Source organism: Bradyrhizobium sp. ma5 (assembly GCF_042258955.1).
Classification (GTDB): domain Bacteria; phylum Pseudomonadota; class Alphaproteobacteria; order Rhizobiales; family Xanthobacteraceae; genus Bradyrhizobium.
The window spans coordinates 6,407,450-6,422,716 of sequence record NZ_CP170156.1 but is presented as its reverse complement, the minus strand read 5'-3'; the positions used below and the strand labels follow the sequence as shown (position 1 = coordinate 6,422,716).

At 57.2% G+C, this 15,267-nt stretch carries 12 protein-coding genes, 1 tRNA gene and 2 pseudogenes; 7 read left to right on the top strand and 8 right to left on the bottom strand.

The window, feature by feature from the left end; genetic code table 11:
* Positions 1 to 46: 46 nt before the first annotated feature.
* Positions 47 to 640: a Spy/CpxP family protein refolding chaperone gene (locus ACE103_RS30295; protein WP_375776036.1), complete on the top strand. Its 594-nt coding sequence runs from the start codon at positions 47 to 49 to the stop codon at positions 638 to 640.
* Positions 641 to 805: 165 nt separating this feature from the next.
* Positions 806 to 881 (top strand) — tRNA-Lys (locus ACE103_RS30290).
* A gap of 61 nt (positions 882 to 942) precedes the next feature.
* Here ACE103_RS30290 and ACE103_RS30285 read toward each other — a convergent pair.
* Together ACE103_RS30285 and ACE103_RS30280 are read right to left on the bottom strand one after the other, a co-directional pair.
* The gene (locus tag ACE103_RS30285) at positions 943 to 1,965 is read right to left on the bottom strand and encodes a tyrosine-type recombinase/integrase (RefSeq protein WP_375776035.1); all 1,023 of its coding nucleotides are present in this window, start codon (positions 1,963 to 1,965) and stop codon (positions 943 to 945) included.
* A gap of 734 nt (positions 1,966 to 2,699) precedes the next feature.
* Complete coding sequence (locus tag ACE103_RS30280; RefSeq protein WP_375776034.1) at positions 2,700 to 2,915, bottom strand: dodecin family protein; 216 nt, start codon at positions 2,913 to 2,915, stop codon at positions 2,700 to 2,702.
* Positions 2,916 to 2,949: 34 nt separating this feature from the next.
* Here ACE103_RS30280 and ACE103_RS30275 point away from each other — a divergent pair.
* From ACE103_RS30275 to ACE103_RS30265, 3 genes and pseudogenes are all read left to right on the top strand, one after another.
* Positions 2,950 to 3,830, top strand: a pseudogene (locus tag ACE103_RS30275) (Ku protein).
* 51 nt (positions 3,831 to 3,881) lie between these two features.
* Positions 3,882 to 4,745 (top strand): LysR substrate-binding domain-containing protein, encoded by an 864-nt coding sequence (locus tag ACE103_RS30270; protein ID WP_375776033.1) that lies wholly within the window; start codon positions 3,882 to 3,884, stop codon positions 4,743 to 4,745.
* A gap of 405 nt (positions 4,746 to 5,150) precedes the next feature.
* On the top strand, positions 5,151 to 5,732 hold the full coding sequence (locus ACE103_RS30265; RefSeq protein ID WP_375776032.1) for a hypothetical protein: 582 nt from the start codon (positions 5,151 to 5,153) through the stop codon (positions 5,730 to 5,732).
* Here ACE103_RS30265 and ACE103_RS30260 read toward each other — a convergent pair.
* The 4 genes and pseudogenes from ACE103_RS30260 to ACE103_RS30245 form a co-directional block, all read right to left on the bottom strand.
* On the bottom strand, positions 5,729 to 7,402 hold the full coding sequence (locus ACE103_RS30260) for a restriction endonuclease (RefSeq protein WP_375776031.1): 1,674 nt from the start codon (positions 7,400 to 7,402) through the stop codon (positions 5,729 to 5,731). The genes ACE103_RS30265 and ACE103_RS30260 overlap by 4 nt on opposite strands.
* A gap of 502 nt (positions 7,403 to 7,904) precedes the next feature.
* Complete coding sequence (locus tag ACE103_RS30255; RefSeq protein ID WP_375776030.1) at positions 7,905 to 8,048, bottom strand: hypothetical protein; 144 nt, start codon at positions 8,046 to 8,048, stop codon at positions 7,905 to 7,907.
* Positions 8,049 to 8,109: 61 nt separating this feature from the next.
* Positions 8,110 to 8,220: pseudogene (locus ACE103_RS30250) on the bottom strand (IS5/IS1182 family transposase); the annotation flags it as partial.
* A gap of 954 nt (positions 8,221 to 9,174) precedes the next feature.
* Positions 9,175 to 10,155, bottom strand: a complete 981-nt coding sequence (locus tag ACE103_RS30245; RefSeq protein WP_375776029.1) for an AraC family transcriptional regulator — start codon at positions 10,153 to 10,155, stop codon at positions 9,175 to 9,177.
* A gap of 139 nt (positions 10,156 to 10,294) precedes the next feature.
* Between ACE103_RS30245 and ACE103_RS30240 the strand changes: the two genes are divergently transcribed.
* Entirely contained in the window at positions 10,295 to 10,885 is a 591-nt protein-coding gene (locus tag ACE103_RS30240; RefSeq protein WP_375776028.1) for a VOC family protein, read from the top strand.
* A 1,154-nt stretch (positions 10,886 to 12,039) separates the two neighbouring features.
* Here the strand turns inward: ACE103_RS30240 and ACE103_RS30235 are convergent.
* Both ACE103_RS30235 and ACE103_RS30230 read right to left on the bottom strand, forming a co-directional pair.
* The gene (locus ACE103_RS30235; protein ID WP_375776027.1) at positions 12,040 to 12,801 is read right to left on the bottom strand and encodes a molybdate ABC transporter substrate-binding protein; all 762 of its coding nucleotides are present in this window, start codon (positions 12,799 to 12,801) and stop codon (positions 12,040 to 12,042) included.
* A 681-nt stretch (positions 12,802 to 13,482) separates the two neighbouring features.
* Positions 13,483 to 13,620 carry a hypothetical protein gene (locus ACE103_RS30230; RefSeq protein WP_375781317.1) on the bottom strand — a complete coding sequence of 46 codons (138 nt, stop codon included), beginning with the start codon at positions 13,618 to 13,620 and terminating at the stop codon, positions 13,483 to 13,485.
* 441 nt (positions 13,621 to 14,061) lie between these two features.
* Here ACE103_RS30230 and ACE103_RS30225 point away from each other — a divergent pair, with 441 nt between their 5' ends.
* Complete coding sequence (locus tag ACE103_RS30225) at positions 14,062 to 15,108, top strand: SAM-dependent methyltransferase (RefSeq protein WP_375776026.1); 1,047 nt, start codon at positions 14,062 to 14,064, stop codon at positions 15,106 to 15,108.
* The last annotated feature ends 159 nt before the right edge of the window (positions 15,109 to 15,267 follow it).

The window sequence follows — 15,267 nt, the reverse complement described above, 5'->3', positions numbered from 1 at the left end:
GAGGGGCGGCGGCAGCATCTTCAAGCAACCTTCAAAGGAGGTTCGGATGAAGAAAGTTCTGCTCGCCGGCATCGCGGCGCTCACGATTGCCGGTTCGACCGCGGTCTATGCCCAGCATCGTCCGTGGTTCCATGGCCAGACGCGGATGAGCCCCGAGGATCGGGCCGCCTTCCTCGACGCCCGCATTGCCGCGGTGCACGCCGGGCTGAAGCTGACCGCCGATCAGGAGAAGCTGTGGCCGCCGGTCGAAACCGCGGTGCGCGACTTCGCCAAGATGCGGCTCGATCGCGCCAATGCGCGGATGGCCGCAGAGAAGACCGATGCGGACAAGGCGCAGGACAAGGCCACGAAGCCGGATGATCCGGTCGCGCGGCTGCGCGAGCGCGCCGACAACATGGCCGCGACCGCGACGTCGCTGAAGAAGATCGCCGATGCCGCCGACCCGCTCTACAAGACGCTCGACGACAACCAGAAGCGGCGGCTGACCATGCTCACCCACATGGAAGGGCGCGGCTTCGGCGCCGAGGGCTGGCGCCGCCATCGCCTCGAGCGCGGCATGGACCGCTGGGAGCGCGGCGGCCGCGACCACCATTTCGACCGCGATGACGGTCCGGATCAGGAGCGCTCCGGCCGGCTCTGAGAGCCAGCTGCCGGCATCCTCGCCAAGCCTATGAAAGGCCGCCGGAATCCGGCGGCCTTTCGGCTGTCAGAAAGTCGGGAAAAGTTGCGCCAGCTTGCTGGACATCGCGGAATCGCTTTGCTAAACGACGGCCTCTCTTGCGAGGGTCATTTCCGGACAAGTTCCGGGCGCATAGCTCAGTTGGTAGAGCAGCTGACTCTTAATCAGCGGGTCCCAGGTTCGAGCCCTGGTGCGCCCACCAAGCTTTTCAATGACTTAGCTGTCTTGATCAGTTTGCGATCTCTCGCCGTTTACGCCGCCGTTTACAGTTTTGTTCTCGCTTCGAGCTTCAGCACGGCTGCTTCAGCCAGCTGAATGTCGCGGCCGAGGTAATGCGCGTCGAGAATAGCCTCGACATCCTTCAGGCTGTGCCCGGTAAAGGTCGCGATCTGCGGCACGGTGGCGCCGGCGACGGCCAGCCTGACCACCGCGGTTCCCCTGAGGTCGTGGAACGTAAGATCTTCGATCCCGGCCCGGTTGCAGGCCTTCGACCATGAGGTGCGGAAGCCGTCGGACGTCCAGGGGCGGCTGTACGAGTTGGTCAGGATAAGGGGGCTTCGCCGCTCGGTCTTGTCCAGGACGGCCTTCAGCGGAGCGCCCGCAGGCATCGCGATCCGGCGGCCAGTCTTCGACTGGCGCAGCCTTAGATAGGTGCCGTCGTAAGCCGACCACGGCAGCCGCAAGAGATCGCCTTGCCGCTGGCCGGTCCACAGAGCCAGCATGAGGGCCAATTTGATCTCAGCGCTGGCGGTCTCGAGGATGGCTGCAATCTGTTGCTCGCCCCAGATATTGTCCTTTCGATCGGCCGCATAGAGGCGGCCGCCGCGCTCGCACGGGTTGCTTGCGATGATGCCGCGATCCTTCGCGAATGACATGACCCGCGCCAACGTCGTCCAGGCGTAATCGGCCTTGCGAGGCGTTTCAGAGAATGAATCCCGCCAGCTCTTGAAATCGCCGCGCACCCGACGATCGGCGAGCGCCGTCAGCGGCAGGTCGCCGAACTCATTCTCGATGAGCTTGAGGTAGGCGAGGTACGAGCGCCGACTGGATGCGGCGAGGCCGGTAAATTCCGGCGCAGCCTTGTATTGGGCGATGATCGTCATGAAGGTGCCGGCGCGAGGCTGCCGCAGACTTGCGTGGGCTTCATTGTATGCGAGCAAGAACTCTGGTGTGTTTGGCTTGGCCTCGATCGCCGGGCCACCGCGCCAAGCGTAGTAGTGGACACGTACGTCGCCATTCGCGAGCCGTCGTGTGACTCTATGTATGCCTTTCAGATTGACGCGCACGCTTCGCTCTCCACTCGTCCAGGGCAGAACTCGCAACGTCGAAAGCTTCGGATGCGGGTAACCTGCTCAGAGAGTCTAGCGCGTGGTCGATCGCTTTCAAGTCCCACCGCGCTGTACCGGAAAGAGCAGGGGGCAGTATCCCGCTCTTCACCCATCTGGAAAAAGCGCCGACGGATAGGCTGCAATAGGAGGCGGCCTGTTCGCGTGACACCAGGCGCTGGCCAATATTTTTCCTGTCGGACTCCATCGAATAGATCCAGCGGTGCGACTGGTGCCAAAGAGAGTGCGAGCTTCGCAGTTTCATCAGCTGGCGCAACTGCAAGCAGCGGCATCGAGATCAAGCTGCCGCCTTGTGGGGATGCGATTGCGCAATTGCAGTCAAGCCCGATCAGACGGCTCACTTTGTGTTGAGATGCGACGAAATCGTCGGCAAGCATCAAGCATAACCGTTCCGATTCGCCGTCGATTTTCATGCGCATCTGCTGCACGACTATTTTTAAGGCCCGTTAGGACCAGACCTTGGCATTGCCCTAGAGCTCACCTCCCTTATTAGCGAGGAGCCAAGTAGGGAGCACGTTGGAGTGCGGCAAGCGAGAATTCTGTCGTCAGCGAGACGGTGAGCAATCTCGAAACAAGTGCTCTTGGTAATGGCAGCAGCGGAATGCAAGGAAAATGGATGGGCGCCTTTCTCCAACGAGTAAACCTCGCCCCGCAAGGGGGCGAGGTACTCAGGCTCAGGTGCCTTCGAACTTGAATGACACACTGAGTTTGGCACGATAGGCCTCTACTTTTCCCTTATCGTCCAGTTGCATATCGAGCTTGACGACCTCTGCAACACGAAGATCTCGGAGAGATTTTGCAGCTTGCTCGACTGCATTGGCGGCGGCTTTGTCCCAGGAGTCTTTGCTAGTACCGACCAGTTCAATGACCTTGTAAACGCTGTCAGCCATCTCGTTCTCCTGTTCAGTAAGAAGCAGGCAGCAGGTGCTCCCTGCCGTTGACGAATCTAGCATCAAGACGTCGGCGCTGATACAATCCGAGAAGGTCTCGTTCAACCAGCTCAACCGGAAAACAGGCCACCGGATTAAATACGCCAAGGTTGACGCTGACACTGGCGAGGAGGTCGCCAGTGAGGACATCGTCAAGGGCTACAAGGTCGACGACGACACCTTCATTGAGGTGACAAGAGGGGAGCTCGAGAACGTCGCGCTGGAATCGACGCGAACCATCGAGATCGACGAGTTCGTCGACCGCAGCGAGATCGATCCGCGATATCTGATCCGGCCCTATTACCTGTGCCCTGACGGCAAGGTCGGGCACGATGCGTTCGCCGTGATCCGCGAAACCATCCGCGAAATGAACAAGGTCGCGATCGGGCGCGTCGTGCTGACAAACCGTGAGCACATCATCGCGCTCGAGCCGTTCGACAAGGGGTGATGGGAACGCTGCTGCGCTAGGTGCGTTCCGCGGGCGAGTATTTCGACGACATCCAGGATGTCAAAGTCACCAAGGACATGCTCGATCTCGCCAGGCACATCGTCAATCAAAAGACGGCTCACTTCGAGCCGGACAGGTTCGAGGACCAGTACGAAACCGCCCTGATCGACCTCATCAACAAGAAGCGCGAAGGCAAATCGATTACCGCGAAGGAGCGGACGCGTGGCGAGAACGTCGTCGATCTGATGGACGCGCTCCGCAAGAGCGTTGGCGGCGATAAGGCGGTAAAAAACTCCAAACCGGCCAAAAAGCCGCGCAAGGCCGCAAGCGGTCAGAAGGAAATGCTGATGCCGATCGCCGGCAAGAAGCCGGCGAAGGAAGCTGCGGCAAAGAAGCCGGCCGCGAAACCTCAGCGGAAATCAGCTTAAGGCCGCCTTGCCGAATTTTGCTGATATAGATACGCCATGGCATTTCGTGTCTTGATCATCGGCGGCACGGGGCAGGTGGGGGCTGCGGTGGTGCGCGCCCTGGCGGCTGAGCCGTCCTGCGCTGAAGTCGTGATGGTCAATCGCCGGGCGATCTCCCTGAATGCTGATCCCCGTGTGCGGCAGGTGGTTCTGGATACGGCAGCCGCCGGGTTTCCGTCAGAGGTGACCAGGCTTGCCCGGAGCATGATTGCGCAGGGCGATCCTGTCTTTGCGGCATGCTGTGTCGGCGTCGGTCAAGGCAGCCTGAAGTGGAGCGAGGAGGAGCTGAAGGCGCTTGAGATCGGCGTGGTCGGCGGCTTTGCCCGCGGTTGCCAGGCCGGCGGCATCACACGGTTTGCTTTGCTCTCGGCCGTCGGAAGCACCTCGAAAAGCAGGATCCGCTATGTGCGGATCATGGGGCTCAAGGAAGAAACGGTTCAGGCGGTCGGCTTCCAACGTCTTGCGATTTTTCGGCCGGGAATCATCGCGGGCAATGTGCATACGCCGGGATATGTCGCCCGGCTCGGCTGCCTGATTCCGGGGCGGTTTGGCGTGATCGAGCAGGACGATATCGCACGCGCCTTTGTCGCTGAGTTCGTGGGAAGCACGGCCCAGGATGGACTTGTGATCATAGAACACGCGCGGCAGATGCTTTCAGCGCTCGAATCCATCCGCGCGGTGGCCGACGAGTCGAGGGGGCTGGAGCGCGGCACCATCAGGATGGCGTGCTTCCCGGTCGTGCTTGCCACGATCTTTCCGCCGATCCTGAGGCGGTTCAAGCAATCGCATCCAGGTATCGATGTCATTACCCTGGAGGCGAGCGATGAGGAGGTCGATGCGCTGATTGCCGCAAAGCAGGTCGATATCGGCACCTGATCAAACCGCCATAAAGCGCATACCCAGTTTGGAATAGTCGTGCCGGCGTCTCGAAATATGGAATTGTCCGCTTTTTTGCGCCAAAGAGGAAACTGAACTTTGGTTCTCTCAATTTTTTCCGTCTGCTTGTTTCTTCTGCGTGGCAGGGGCACTGCGCTGGCCAAATCATCCTCCCTAAAAAGCTATGCAAACTCCGCGCGTTGAATTTGTGTCCGGCGAACGGCTGCCTAGTGCTAGAACAAGACGGTACTCTTGCGTGCAACTGTGGGAAAGCGCGCCGTTTGGTAGACCGGGTGGTGAATGGTTCAGAAAATCGAGTTCAGGTTGGAAGTGATAAATAAGGACATTGAGCCGTTGCGCTGACTGATTTTGGGCTGGCGCAGAGCGATGGAGCGATACTCGAGATTGCACCGCGAGGAGGATGAGGACGCACAGAGCAGCGCGGACGCAGGATATTACTATAACGAGCGCCCCAACGTGTGTTTTCTCGCGGCGGGTGCCTGGTTGATTGGCTGGAGTGCTCTAGAAGAGTACGCGTCAGACAAGTATCGATTGGATAAAAAAGGTTCTGGCAGAGTCGATCTCTATGTGGTGGCCGAAGGGGGCGGTCACGCCGTGTTCGAGGCCAAGTACGAATGGCTCCCATCAGTTGTATCTGACCAGTCGCTGAGAAAGAGGGTCAGGGGAGCAATCGCAAAGTCTACCGCCGATGCGCGCTGCGTTCGTAACGTCGATGCCAAGTTCGGTTGCGTCTTCTTCGTTCCCAGGTTTTCGAAGCAGGGGTTCTCGGAAGATCGAGATCGATACAACGAAGCCGTTGGAAGCTACATTGATCGCGTAAAAAGCATCCCCGGTGCGGATCTTTGGGCTTGGAGCTTCCCCAAGCTCAATCGCTGCCAACAAAGTTATCCAGACACCGGGTACTTCTACCCGGGTCATCATGGCGATGAAGGGCGTGAAATACTGGGATTAAAATCTGCTTCCTAACGCGTCAGAGCGTTCCCAAGCTTTTTAGCTTCTGCAAGATCAATCCTCGCAGTGGTCCCATGCTTCGCCAAAAGGTATAGAAGGTTATTTCCGTCCAAAAGGGTCAGTGGTTTACCCTTAGCGAACCTGTGAGAGTCGGGACCGAAACTTGACGTTGTCACAATGATTCCTTTTGTAGCCCCCTCAGCGAGGACCGTTCCGTACAAATCTCTCACCGCGCTCACGTCTACCGTATTCGTGTATCGCTTAGCTTGAATTACGATCTTGCCGCCTCTAATCGGGTCGGGATCGAACGCAATGGCGTCAACGCCACCATCGCGGCTGGCTTGGGTAACTTTAACTTCGCCACCGCCAGCGGAGAATTCTTTTTCAAACAGTTGGCGGATCAGGTGCTCGAACTCCTCCCAACCTATAGCAGCAATGTTGGCTCCTGAACCCATGCTGTCGATCACATCATGACTGTTGACGAAGCGCTTGTCGGATCGATCAATATTTATGATCGGTCTCACTGGCGTTAAAGAATTGATCTGAGGGCTTGCGACACCCTTCAATGAGCGGAAACAAGCTCTCGCATCGACCTCGCGAAGATTGATTTTCAGTAGTTCACTAGCTTCACAGTGGAGGGAAACAATGCAAGCTGTCGTCCTATTTCCAGTGGCGCGGTTGATGTACGTGACCCAACCGTTAAACACGATTGCCTGAACGGCTTGCTCGCCGTCACAGGTAAAAAAGGCATACGGGACCGAGAGGGCGAGTTGATAGATAAAGTCATCATAGACCTTCTGTACAACGCCCTCCTTGTGCCTCACTTCTTCGATTTCATTCTTGGATGCAACATACCGGTAGCCCCTTAGATTTGGAGTTTTTTCGAACTCAGGTAAGTCCAAATCAACTACTAGCGTCTTTGCAGCTTCATCAAAGTGAAGCTGATACTCGCCAGGTAGCACGTCTCCTGGCAGCGGCAGGTGGCCCCAGACCTGTTCGAACAGCCAACACACGCTTTCGGCTTCACCTTTCCTTAGCCCTTCCAGCATCGTATCAATCGTCGCATTCGCGCTATCGCGGCGCTCTTCCCAATCCGCCCTTCTGTGTGCCCATAGCGCTGACGCATCCAAATGCTTCCGGTGGAGCTCGTCGTTAGCGATCTTGATGTGGTTGACCTCTGCCCTCCATCGTTCATGATCATCCAGAAACTCGGTCTCAGCTCTATCCTTACCGATCTGAATCTTTCTATTGCGACGGTATGTGAACATCTTGTCCAAGAAATTGAATCTTGGGACGAACGTCCAATCTTCCCTCTTAGGCTCGCGCGGATAATCAGAATACTTAGGAGGCCGTGGATAAGCTTCGGCGAACGGCTCTCGAATGCTCTGTTTCGCGATCTCGTAGACTGGCGATGCATTGACTATTGAGATCAGAATCTCGCCAAGTTCGGCGATCGCCTGTTCCGCCTCTTCCGTCCGTTCGGCAGCTTCTTCCTTTAATGCGTCCCGCTCAGCACGCTTGTCTTCGGCAGCCTGCCGCTTTTGGTTCTGGAAAAGTGATTTGGCGTACTGTGCGTTCCAGGCGGCCATCTTCAAATCGGCTTTTGTGCGCGCTTCTTCTTCCGTGCGCCCTCTGACGACTTGATATTTTCCAAGCTTTTCGTGCTTAACCGCAAATGAAAACATGATCCAAATACGCCTCTCCGCGCTATGCGCCGCATGCAAATCTAATAGCTGCCCCAACTTCACCTTGCAATTCGCCGTTCGGGCAACTTGAGAGCTTAGGTGGGTGCCGGGGACGTTGAATCCTCGGCGGAAAAGGGGCTGCGACCGGCCCATAGGTAAATTTGCCTATCCACAAAATGGCGAGTCGCAGAGCCGTTCGATGCGGCCATGGAATCGGACATGAGGGACAGAAGTAAGTTCGCGAAGCTCAAGCCGACCTCGAACGCCCGAACTACCCGCGACTTGTCGCATTCCTACGTATGATGCCCAGTTGCGTCGGCTTGGATTGATTGAGAGATTCAAACGCTTGGCAATGCTTTGCACGTTTGGGCTTCTTACGTCGTTGCGGTCAATGTGCCCTATCCAAAGCCGAAGCGGGCACTCAGACAAGTGCGGTCGATCTTCGACTAGTCTAGCCAAAGCTGTTCCGAATCCCTGTCGGCGGAAACTGGGTCTGCTACGCTCACGCCAACTCAACGGCCGTATTTGAAAAGCTGAATGCACAGCCCGCAATCAAATTACGGCGTGCGGCCCACAGCCCATTGGCGACGAGGGAAGAGCTGACCTCGGTTCCCTTGCCGGTGAGCTGGCGTTGGTACAGCGCCATCACGATTCCGCGCGGAGAAGAGCTTCACCCGGCGTCAGAGCGAGATGGACCGGTCATTGGTGTCGACCACCGCGTGAATCTTGCTGGTCAGGCCACCTCGTGAGCGACCCATCTCTTGTTGATTGTTGTCCGCGACATCGGCTCCGTGCTGGTGCACGCGCACGACCGACCCGGCTCGGCATTTAGCACTTAACTTTCGGGGCCTCACTCATTTGCGAACACATCATGGCTATGGAACGGAGGCGAGGGTCACTAGGCCTAAGCTCACAAGGCGAGCCTACTCTCCATTTTGTGGATATGAACAAATTCCTATGGGCCGGTCAAAGCCCCTCTTTGGCCGAGGATTCACCACCCCCCATGGGGGAGTGGCTCGATCCCTCAAGGTCCATCGACTGACTGAGTGAACGGTGAAGGGTAGTGATCACTCATCTCGTTGAGTCTCTACACGCATGTGGAGCGGATAAGGGACGAGTGAAGTCACTACCCTTCACTAGCTTTATGAACGAACGTTGGCCGCGCCTCATCACCGGCCAGAACCCGCCTCGGCGGGACCTCTGGCGAATGAATTGTTCGCAGCGTTCAAAGCATAGGCGTCGGACGGTCAGTAACGCCTCGTCACATGACGTGAGTGATGCCGCCGCGAGGGTGTTCGTGGCGCTGACACATCATCCCGGGGCGGTATCTGAGCCACCGCAGAGTAGGCTCCATAGCTGGGCTTGCTATCTGAATAAATCGAGAAATTTGGATCCTGAGCCGATGCCGCTGCCGGCTCCGAGACTTGCGCAACGACTGGCGTCAGTTGAACTGTGGAAAGTACAAGCACTGCGCCCAAGATTCTGAATCTGGTCATCGACGCTCTCCTGTCACCGGTCCTCACAGCAAATTGCCGACTGTTTGCTGCCGCGGACATTGCGCAGTGAACTGCTGCTTCCCGTCGAATTCTGAGAGCGGACTTTAGCCTCTCTTGCGAAGATTGAGGGACACAAACTCGGCATTTGAAGCCGCCGAGGTCACGAGGCACGTGTGGGACGTGGCGCTGCCAGACAGCCGCTAACAGCAGAGCCGGTCGATGTCGCCTTCTGACCCAAGGCGGACATACGGCCTTTCGCGCCCCCTCCGCCAAAGGTTATTCTAGGGCCGACGTTGCCCTGCCTTTCCGCCATGAGCCAGGCGACACCCCGACATATTTTTTGAAGGCCCGGCTAAACGCTGCTTCGGATTCGTAGCCTACCTCCACACCCGCCTGGGCAACGCTGACTCCAGCGTTACTCAAGTGTCGGATGGCCAGTTGCATGCGCCACCGGCCGAGGTAATGCATCGGCGAGACGCCAACATAATGCGTGAAGCGGTCGGCGAAGACCGAACGTGATAGGCCCACCTCGCGCGCAAGTTCGGAGAGCGTCCAGGGCCTTTGCGGCTGTCCATGCATAAGCCGCAGCGCATGTCCGACATGTTGGTGCTTTAGTCCAGAGAGCCAGCCCTTCGAGCCGTCGGGAAGATGCATGAGGTACTGCCGAACGACTTCGACGAACATCAACTCGGCAAGTTTGGCCAGCAAACTTTCGCTGCCAGCGCCGCCGCGACTGGCTTCTTCGGCAGCCACGCGAAGCAAGCTGGCGAGCCAGCTCTGCGCCGGGGCAGACATTTGGCTGAGAAGCATGCGTGGCAGCGCTTCGAGAAGTGGATTGAACGGTCGCGCGTCACATCCGAAGTAGCCGCACACCAGATGGCAGTAGTCGTCGCCTTGGTTGTTCATTCGGGTCACTATCGGCAATGGCCGATCTTTCCGACGAGCGTATTCCTGGAGATCAGGGACGCCGCGCATGCCCGCAGCAGAGCTCAGGACGTTGGCGTCGCCCATCGGATAGATCACAATGTGACCTGCATTGAAGCGCTGGCTCGAACCAGACCCGGTGGCCAGTCCAGCCCAGCACGAGCCCGCCAGAATTGCATGGAAGCTGATCACATGCTCGGCTTCGGGCATCACCATAGAGGCGATCGCAGCCGACGGCGGAGACTCACCAACCCATGGTGCCTGGAGATGCCGCTCGAAGAAAATCGCACCAGTCAAGCGTACCGTCTTCAGCACATCCGAAAGAACATCCATCGCGGCGCGCCCCCGTCACGGACGATCGAGCAGGAAAAACGGATAACCGAGCATACCAGCGAAGTCATGCCTCTTGTACAGACTATACGGGAGAATTGAGCGCGAGGCACAACAGCATCCAGACGAGGAAGCAATTACAATGGCATCAGCAGAGGCGGAAGCGCGCAGACCGGTAGCGCCGGTCGGTATCAACCACGTCGTTCTCAACGTTCGCAACATGGACGAGAGTGACCAGTTTTGGACCGAAGTAGTCGGGCTACGACTGGTCGGGGAATTCCGCCAGCGAGTCGGCCGTCCGTCCACTCCCAGAATGCGGTTCTATGGCGGCACAGGGACGGACCGCCTGCACCACCACGATCTTGCTCTAGTTGAGAATCCGAACCTGCCGCCGCCACCTGTGGAATGGAAGATGTGGGATCTCCCTGTCGCGATCAATCACATCGCGATCACTTACCCGACGCGCGAGGCGTGGCTCAATCAGCTCGCTCATCTCCAGGCTAGTGGTGTGAAATTCGACCGGCGGATCGACCATGGGATGACGCACAGTGTCTATATTCACGATCCGAACGGCTACGGTGTCGAACTTGTCTACGACCTGCCGCGCGAGGTTTGGGAGAACGACGTCGACGCCGCGTTGAACTTTGCCGAACTTCGGCCACACGACGGAGCGGAAGTGCTGATCGATCGCACGGATGTCCCGGTGTTCGGTGCGCCGAAACGGTCTGACTAGGCGAAAGACTGGAGCTGTTGCGAGAGTCTTTTATTGGCCCTAAGCCGGCACGGCTCAACCTGACTCACGACCTCGGGTTCTGACCCAAACTTGAAATGAACGTTTGGGGCTATATTTCGGGTAAACCCCGGCCAGCTATAATTTCGCCAGAGAAAACCTTACTTGCTTCGTCAACGAAACCTGGTCGGGAATATCGCCATTTCCCGGAAAAAATGACTTAGTACCAGCGCCTTGACGCCGGAAATTGATCTGCTTTGAGATAGTCCGAGGGCTGCTTCTTGAGTTGGACATCTATAGTGGATGGAGCGCCTCTCGCGCGCCGCCCGCCTTCTCCTCGGGACGGGTCAGTCCCAAAAGGAACATCGCGCGTCCTTCTTCGCTGGTTTGAACTGCTATTATGTGTATCCCCTGCCTCCAGGTATAGACGTGGCGAACTGACGGAGCGGCGAAGCAAAGATTGCCTAGAACCCATTCAGGTCTCAATCGGTCCGAGGAGTCATTCACTATGCATGCTATTCGAAAATTGCGTGAGTCAGGTCACGCTACCGTAGCTGACTACGAAAATCTTCTCGCTCCAAATGTCGTTTTTCATAGTCCTGTGTTGATACGAGCCGCAGAAGGTTGCGCGGTAGTTGCCAAGATTTTCGCGACCTCGACCACTCTGCGAGAAGGCGCCTACACAGGAGAGTGGAAGATAGATGATCGAAGAACCTTATTGAGGTGGAAAGGAAAAATCAGGGGCACGAGCTGGAAAGTTTCGATCTTATCGAAGAAAACGACGAGGGACTGATTGTCGATCGGACAATAGCGTTTCGTCCAATGCCCGCGGCGAAGCTTTTTCGGGATGCAATGCGCTCTGCCATGGGAAGCGCAATTCCAGACGACTACTGGGAATATTCGAATTAGTTGGATCGACGATCCCGTTCACTGCGATGTCGGTTGGGAAGCCAATCGCCGCCGATTTCGGCGAGTCAGTTCTTCGCGAAAATTGCCGCCGCGCAACTGCCGTTTTTTGGCATTAACCAAGAGGGCAGAGTCGTAGCTCGGCCTCATTCTTGGGTGCGCAAGCCAAAGCGCTAGGGCGATCTCTCTTCTGCGGAGAAGCTGGTGATCGCGCGCCGAACATCTACCGCGCGAGGAGCGGATCAATGCGATCAGCTGGGATTCATGCCTTTCGATTTAATGATCGAAACAGCCGCCGGGCTCTTGAGGTATTCAATGAGTGCCTTGGCAGCGACGGCTTCCTTGGTTTCCGATCCGACTGCAGCCGTGTACACCACGTTTTGTTGCAGTTCGGCAGGAAACGGACCGACAATTTCCAAGCCGGGAGCGCTGAGAACGTTGATAAGAAAAATGCCCAATTCGGCTTCACCCTTGGCAACCGTCGCGACGACCTGCGCCGGGTCGGGCTGCGCCCTCATCTTCGCTTTCATTGGCTCCGTGATGCCAAGGCGATCAAATACCTTCGCAATTGAATAGCCAGTGGCACTCTCCGGGATCGAAGCGATGGACCGAGCCTTGAGCAGCGTCGCCCTGAGCGCGTCAGCAGTACTGATGTCAGGCCTTTGAGCACCAGAGCGGACGGCAACACCAATCCCAACGTGGGCAATATCGATAGTCGGACCTATCACGAATTTAGCTCTGGCCGACGCGTCCTGCATGACCTCGACGGGTACAACACCAATATCGAACGGTTTGCCCGACGTGGCCTCCTTTATGAGGTTCGGAGTTGTGCCAAAGAAAATCTCAAGCTTGTGACCGGAAGCTTCCTCGAACTGGGGTTTGATATCTGCCCAAACGACTGACATTCCTCCACCGGTCAGAACCCTGAGTTCGGCAGCGTTCAGATTTCCGGAGAAAACCATCAACATCGCGCCGCAAGCGATGATAGCCATGTTGAAACGTGATTTGTCCATGGTTACGCCCCTGCGAAGAGAGTGCGGACCTTAGCGTATTTCGCGCTCGCAATGCGCGCAAGCTGCGCCAGTTCGGCTTCGGGGTTGCTTCGTTAGACGATAAATCCGAAAAGGACTGTGATGATGGCGGAGTAGATCGTCCCGACGAGAAGCGCCCCGGTTACGGTAGATCCCGGCCGTGTAGCAAAGGCATAAATAAAATCGCCTTTGCCTAGTCTAGCGATGTTTTGGCTGTTCGTTGCTTCCCGCGCCATCGCCACAGCGATAGCGGCCGGAATCAATAGTCCAAAGAATACCCACCAGCGCCAAGTCCAAGCCATTCTTCCTCCGTTGGCGCACACAGCACAACGCCGCCCGTCCAGTATACAACGGACGGCGTTGGCCCTAGCCCCAGGAAGGTGTGCAAAATCCTGACAGGTGAAAATCTGGCACGGAGTGCATAGGAGGACATATCCCAAATGGGCTATCTCATCTCCGTAAGAATACGCCTGTCGCTTGGAGCGGGGCTCCGGCCATCCCAAATACTCGCAGCGGCGCGGTAAGGCGGCCTCAGCGTTCGTTCCAACGCGCTGGGGCCGTTTCTTTGGAAAGAGAAAGGCCAGCCGACTTGCGAGCCAGCGCTGCTTCTCGGCTGCCGTGATGTCGAGAGCTTTTCAGCCCTCGTTTACGCGACCAGGGTTCCTATCTGGAGTCATTGATGGTGCGCTCGACCTCATCAGCCAGAGTACGGTGATGCGCGGCCAGCTTGGCGAACAGCTCTTTCTTGGTCTTGTCGGTCGTCAGCTTACTGAATAGCTCGCACCCGGGGAACATCAGCAATATAGACCGCTCTCCCGGAGTACCTCCGACTCGCGAAGTATCCTAATTCGCGTCTGGGTGTGTCTCAGCCCGGCAACAGCGCTGGTGCTTTTTCAGGCGAATAGGTCGTTCCCGGCTTGTTTCATTCGCACGAACGTCCCGCTCTCAACTGTCCGATGATCGACGAGGACAGCGCGACGCCGGCCGAGGATTGGGGCAGGGCTTCAACACGCGGTCAGCCAAGGCTGGCTCGAGTATCACGAGGTCTTCTCGGTGTAGATCCGGCTATCCTGGATTGGCTCAAATACGCTCCATGATCCTGCGGGCGGCTTTCTCGGGGTCGGGCTAGTGGCGGTCGCCCTTCAGTTTCAACGGCGGATTCCATCTCTCTTTTGATGTCTTAGCGCATAATGCTACTTTGGCACGGCGCGTAATCGACGAGAGAATCCGTCTCGATTTATAATGCGCTTCAACGGTCAGGGAGCCACCTTGGTGGTTATTGTTCCGATAGTATTGTCAGTAGCGGCGTTCATCATAGCGTTGTTCCTGGCATACACTCTTTTTCACTACGTACTTTTTCTCCTGGTCAGTCGACCGAAGGACGCGAGCGGGATCGGTCATGAGCTAAATCAATTCGAGCAACTGCAACTGATCGAGTGGGCGCCCATGCCGACCGACTTTCTCAGGCATGATGACGAGCAGCGTACATATGACGAAGTGTTCGGCACATATCGCGATGAGAACGCGAACTACAGCACGTGTGTATTCCCTCGAACACCTTTTTCGAAAATCTACGAAGCCGAATACCTTCTTCTGAAGCCGAGGAATGGGATGCGGCTGTTGGATCTCGGGTGCGGATCGGGAGCCGCAGCTGCATATTTCGCAAGCCGGTGTAACATCGAAGTCGTGTGCGTGACGAACTCGCCTGTCCAGGCAGATATCTGCCGGCGCAAATTTGCGAAACTCGGCGGACGTGGACAGGTAATCGTCACGGATTTCGACAGCCTGGATCTTCCAAGCGAAACCTTTGACGCCGTCTATTCACTTGAATCGATTGGCTACACCAAGGATCTGGACGCCTTTCTGGCCCAGTGCCGGCGGATTCTCAAGCCGGGAGGACGCCTGTTGATCCGATCGCCGGGGTCGCTGGATCACTGCCGCCGCAAGGAGGATTACCTGAGCGTCACCGCCTTCTTCGAGAATTGGCGCTACAATTTCGTCGGGGCCAATCTCCTCGTCAACAAGTTGCGCCGGCTCGGCTTCACCCCGATCCGTTACCGCCGATTGCCGTTCTGGGCCTGGGGTCTCACCTGGAATTTCATTCAACACCTGCTGTTGTGGAAGTACCGGCTGAAGATGCGCACATTCGTGGACCTGGAAAAGATCATCTGGCGCACCTCGAAGGTGTTTGTGTTCGGCAACCCCTACAACACGGTGCTCGCCATCAAGCCGGAGACGGCATCCCGCGCCCCGATTTGCGATTCCGCGCCGGGGACACGACCCGCCTAGTGCTGCGATGATCTCCTTCGACGAGTTGCACAGTCATTTTGCATTCCGTGGGCAGGTCGATCTCAGCATTCGATCGCCACGCTTCCCCGACGCTGACGGTCTGGACGACCATCGAGAATGTTCACTCTCTGAAGTGAACCGCAAGCGATTAGGTTCGGT

Coding starts and splice junctions, on each gene's coding strand:
- ACE103_RS30295 (WP_375776036.1), top strand. CDS start 47: ATGAAGAAAGTTCTGCTCGCCGGCATCGCGGCGCTCACGATTGCCGGT.
- ACE103_RS30280 (WP_375776034.1), bottom strand. CDS start 2,915: ATGGCTGACAGCGTTTACAAGGTCATTGAACTGGTCGGTACTAGCAAA.
- ACE103_RS30260 (WP_375776031.1), bottom strand. CDS start 7,402: ATGTTTTCATTTGCGGTTAAGCACGAAAAGCTTGGAAAATATCAAGTC.
- ACE103_RS30255 (WP_375776030.1), bottom strand. CDS start 8,048: ATGGCGCTGTACCAACGCCAGCTCACCGGCAAGGGAACCGAGGTCAGC.
- ACE103_RS30245 (WP_375776029.1), bottom strand. CDS start 10,155: ATGGATGTTCTTTCGGATGTGCTGAAGACGGTACGCTTGACTGGTGCG.
- ACE103_RS30240 (WP_375776028.1), top strand. CDS start 10,295: ATGGCATCAGCAGAGGCGGAAGCGCGCAGACCGGTAGCGCCGGTCGGT.
- ACE103_RS30235 (WP_375776027.1), bottom strand. CDS start 12,801: ATGGACAAATCACGTTTCAACATGGCTATCATCGCTTGCGGCGCGATG.
- ACE103_RS30225 (WP_375776026.1), top strand. CDS start 14,062: ATGCGCTTCAACGGTCAGGGAGCCACCTTGGTGGTTATTGTTCCGATA.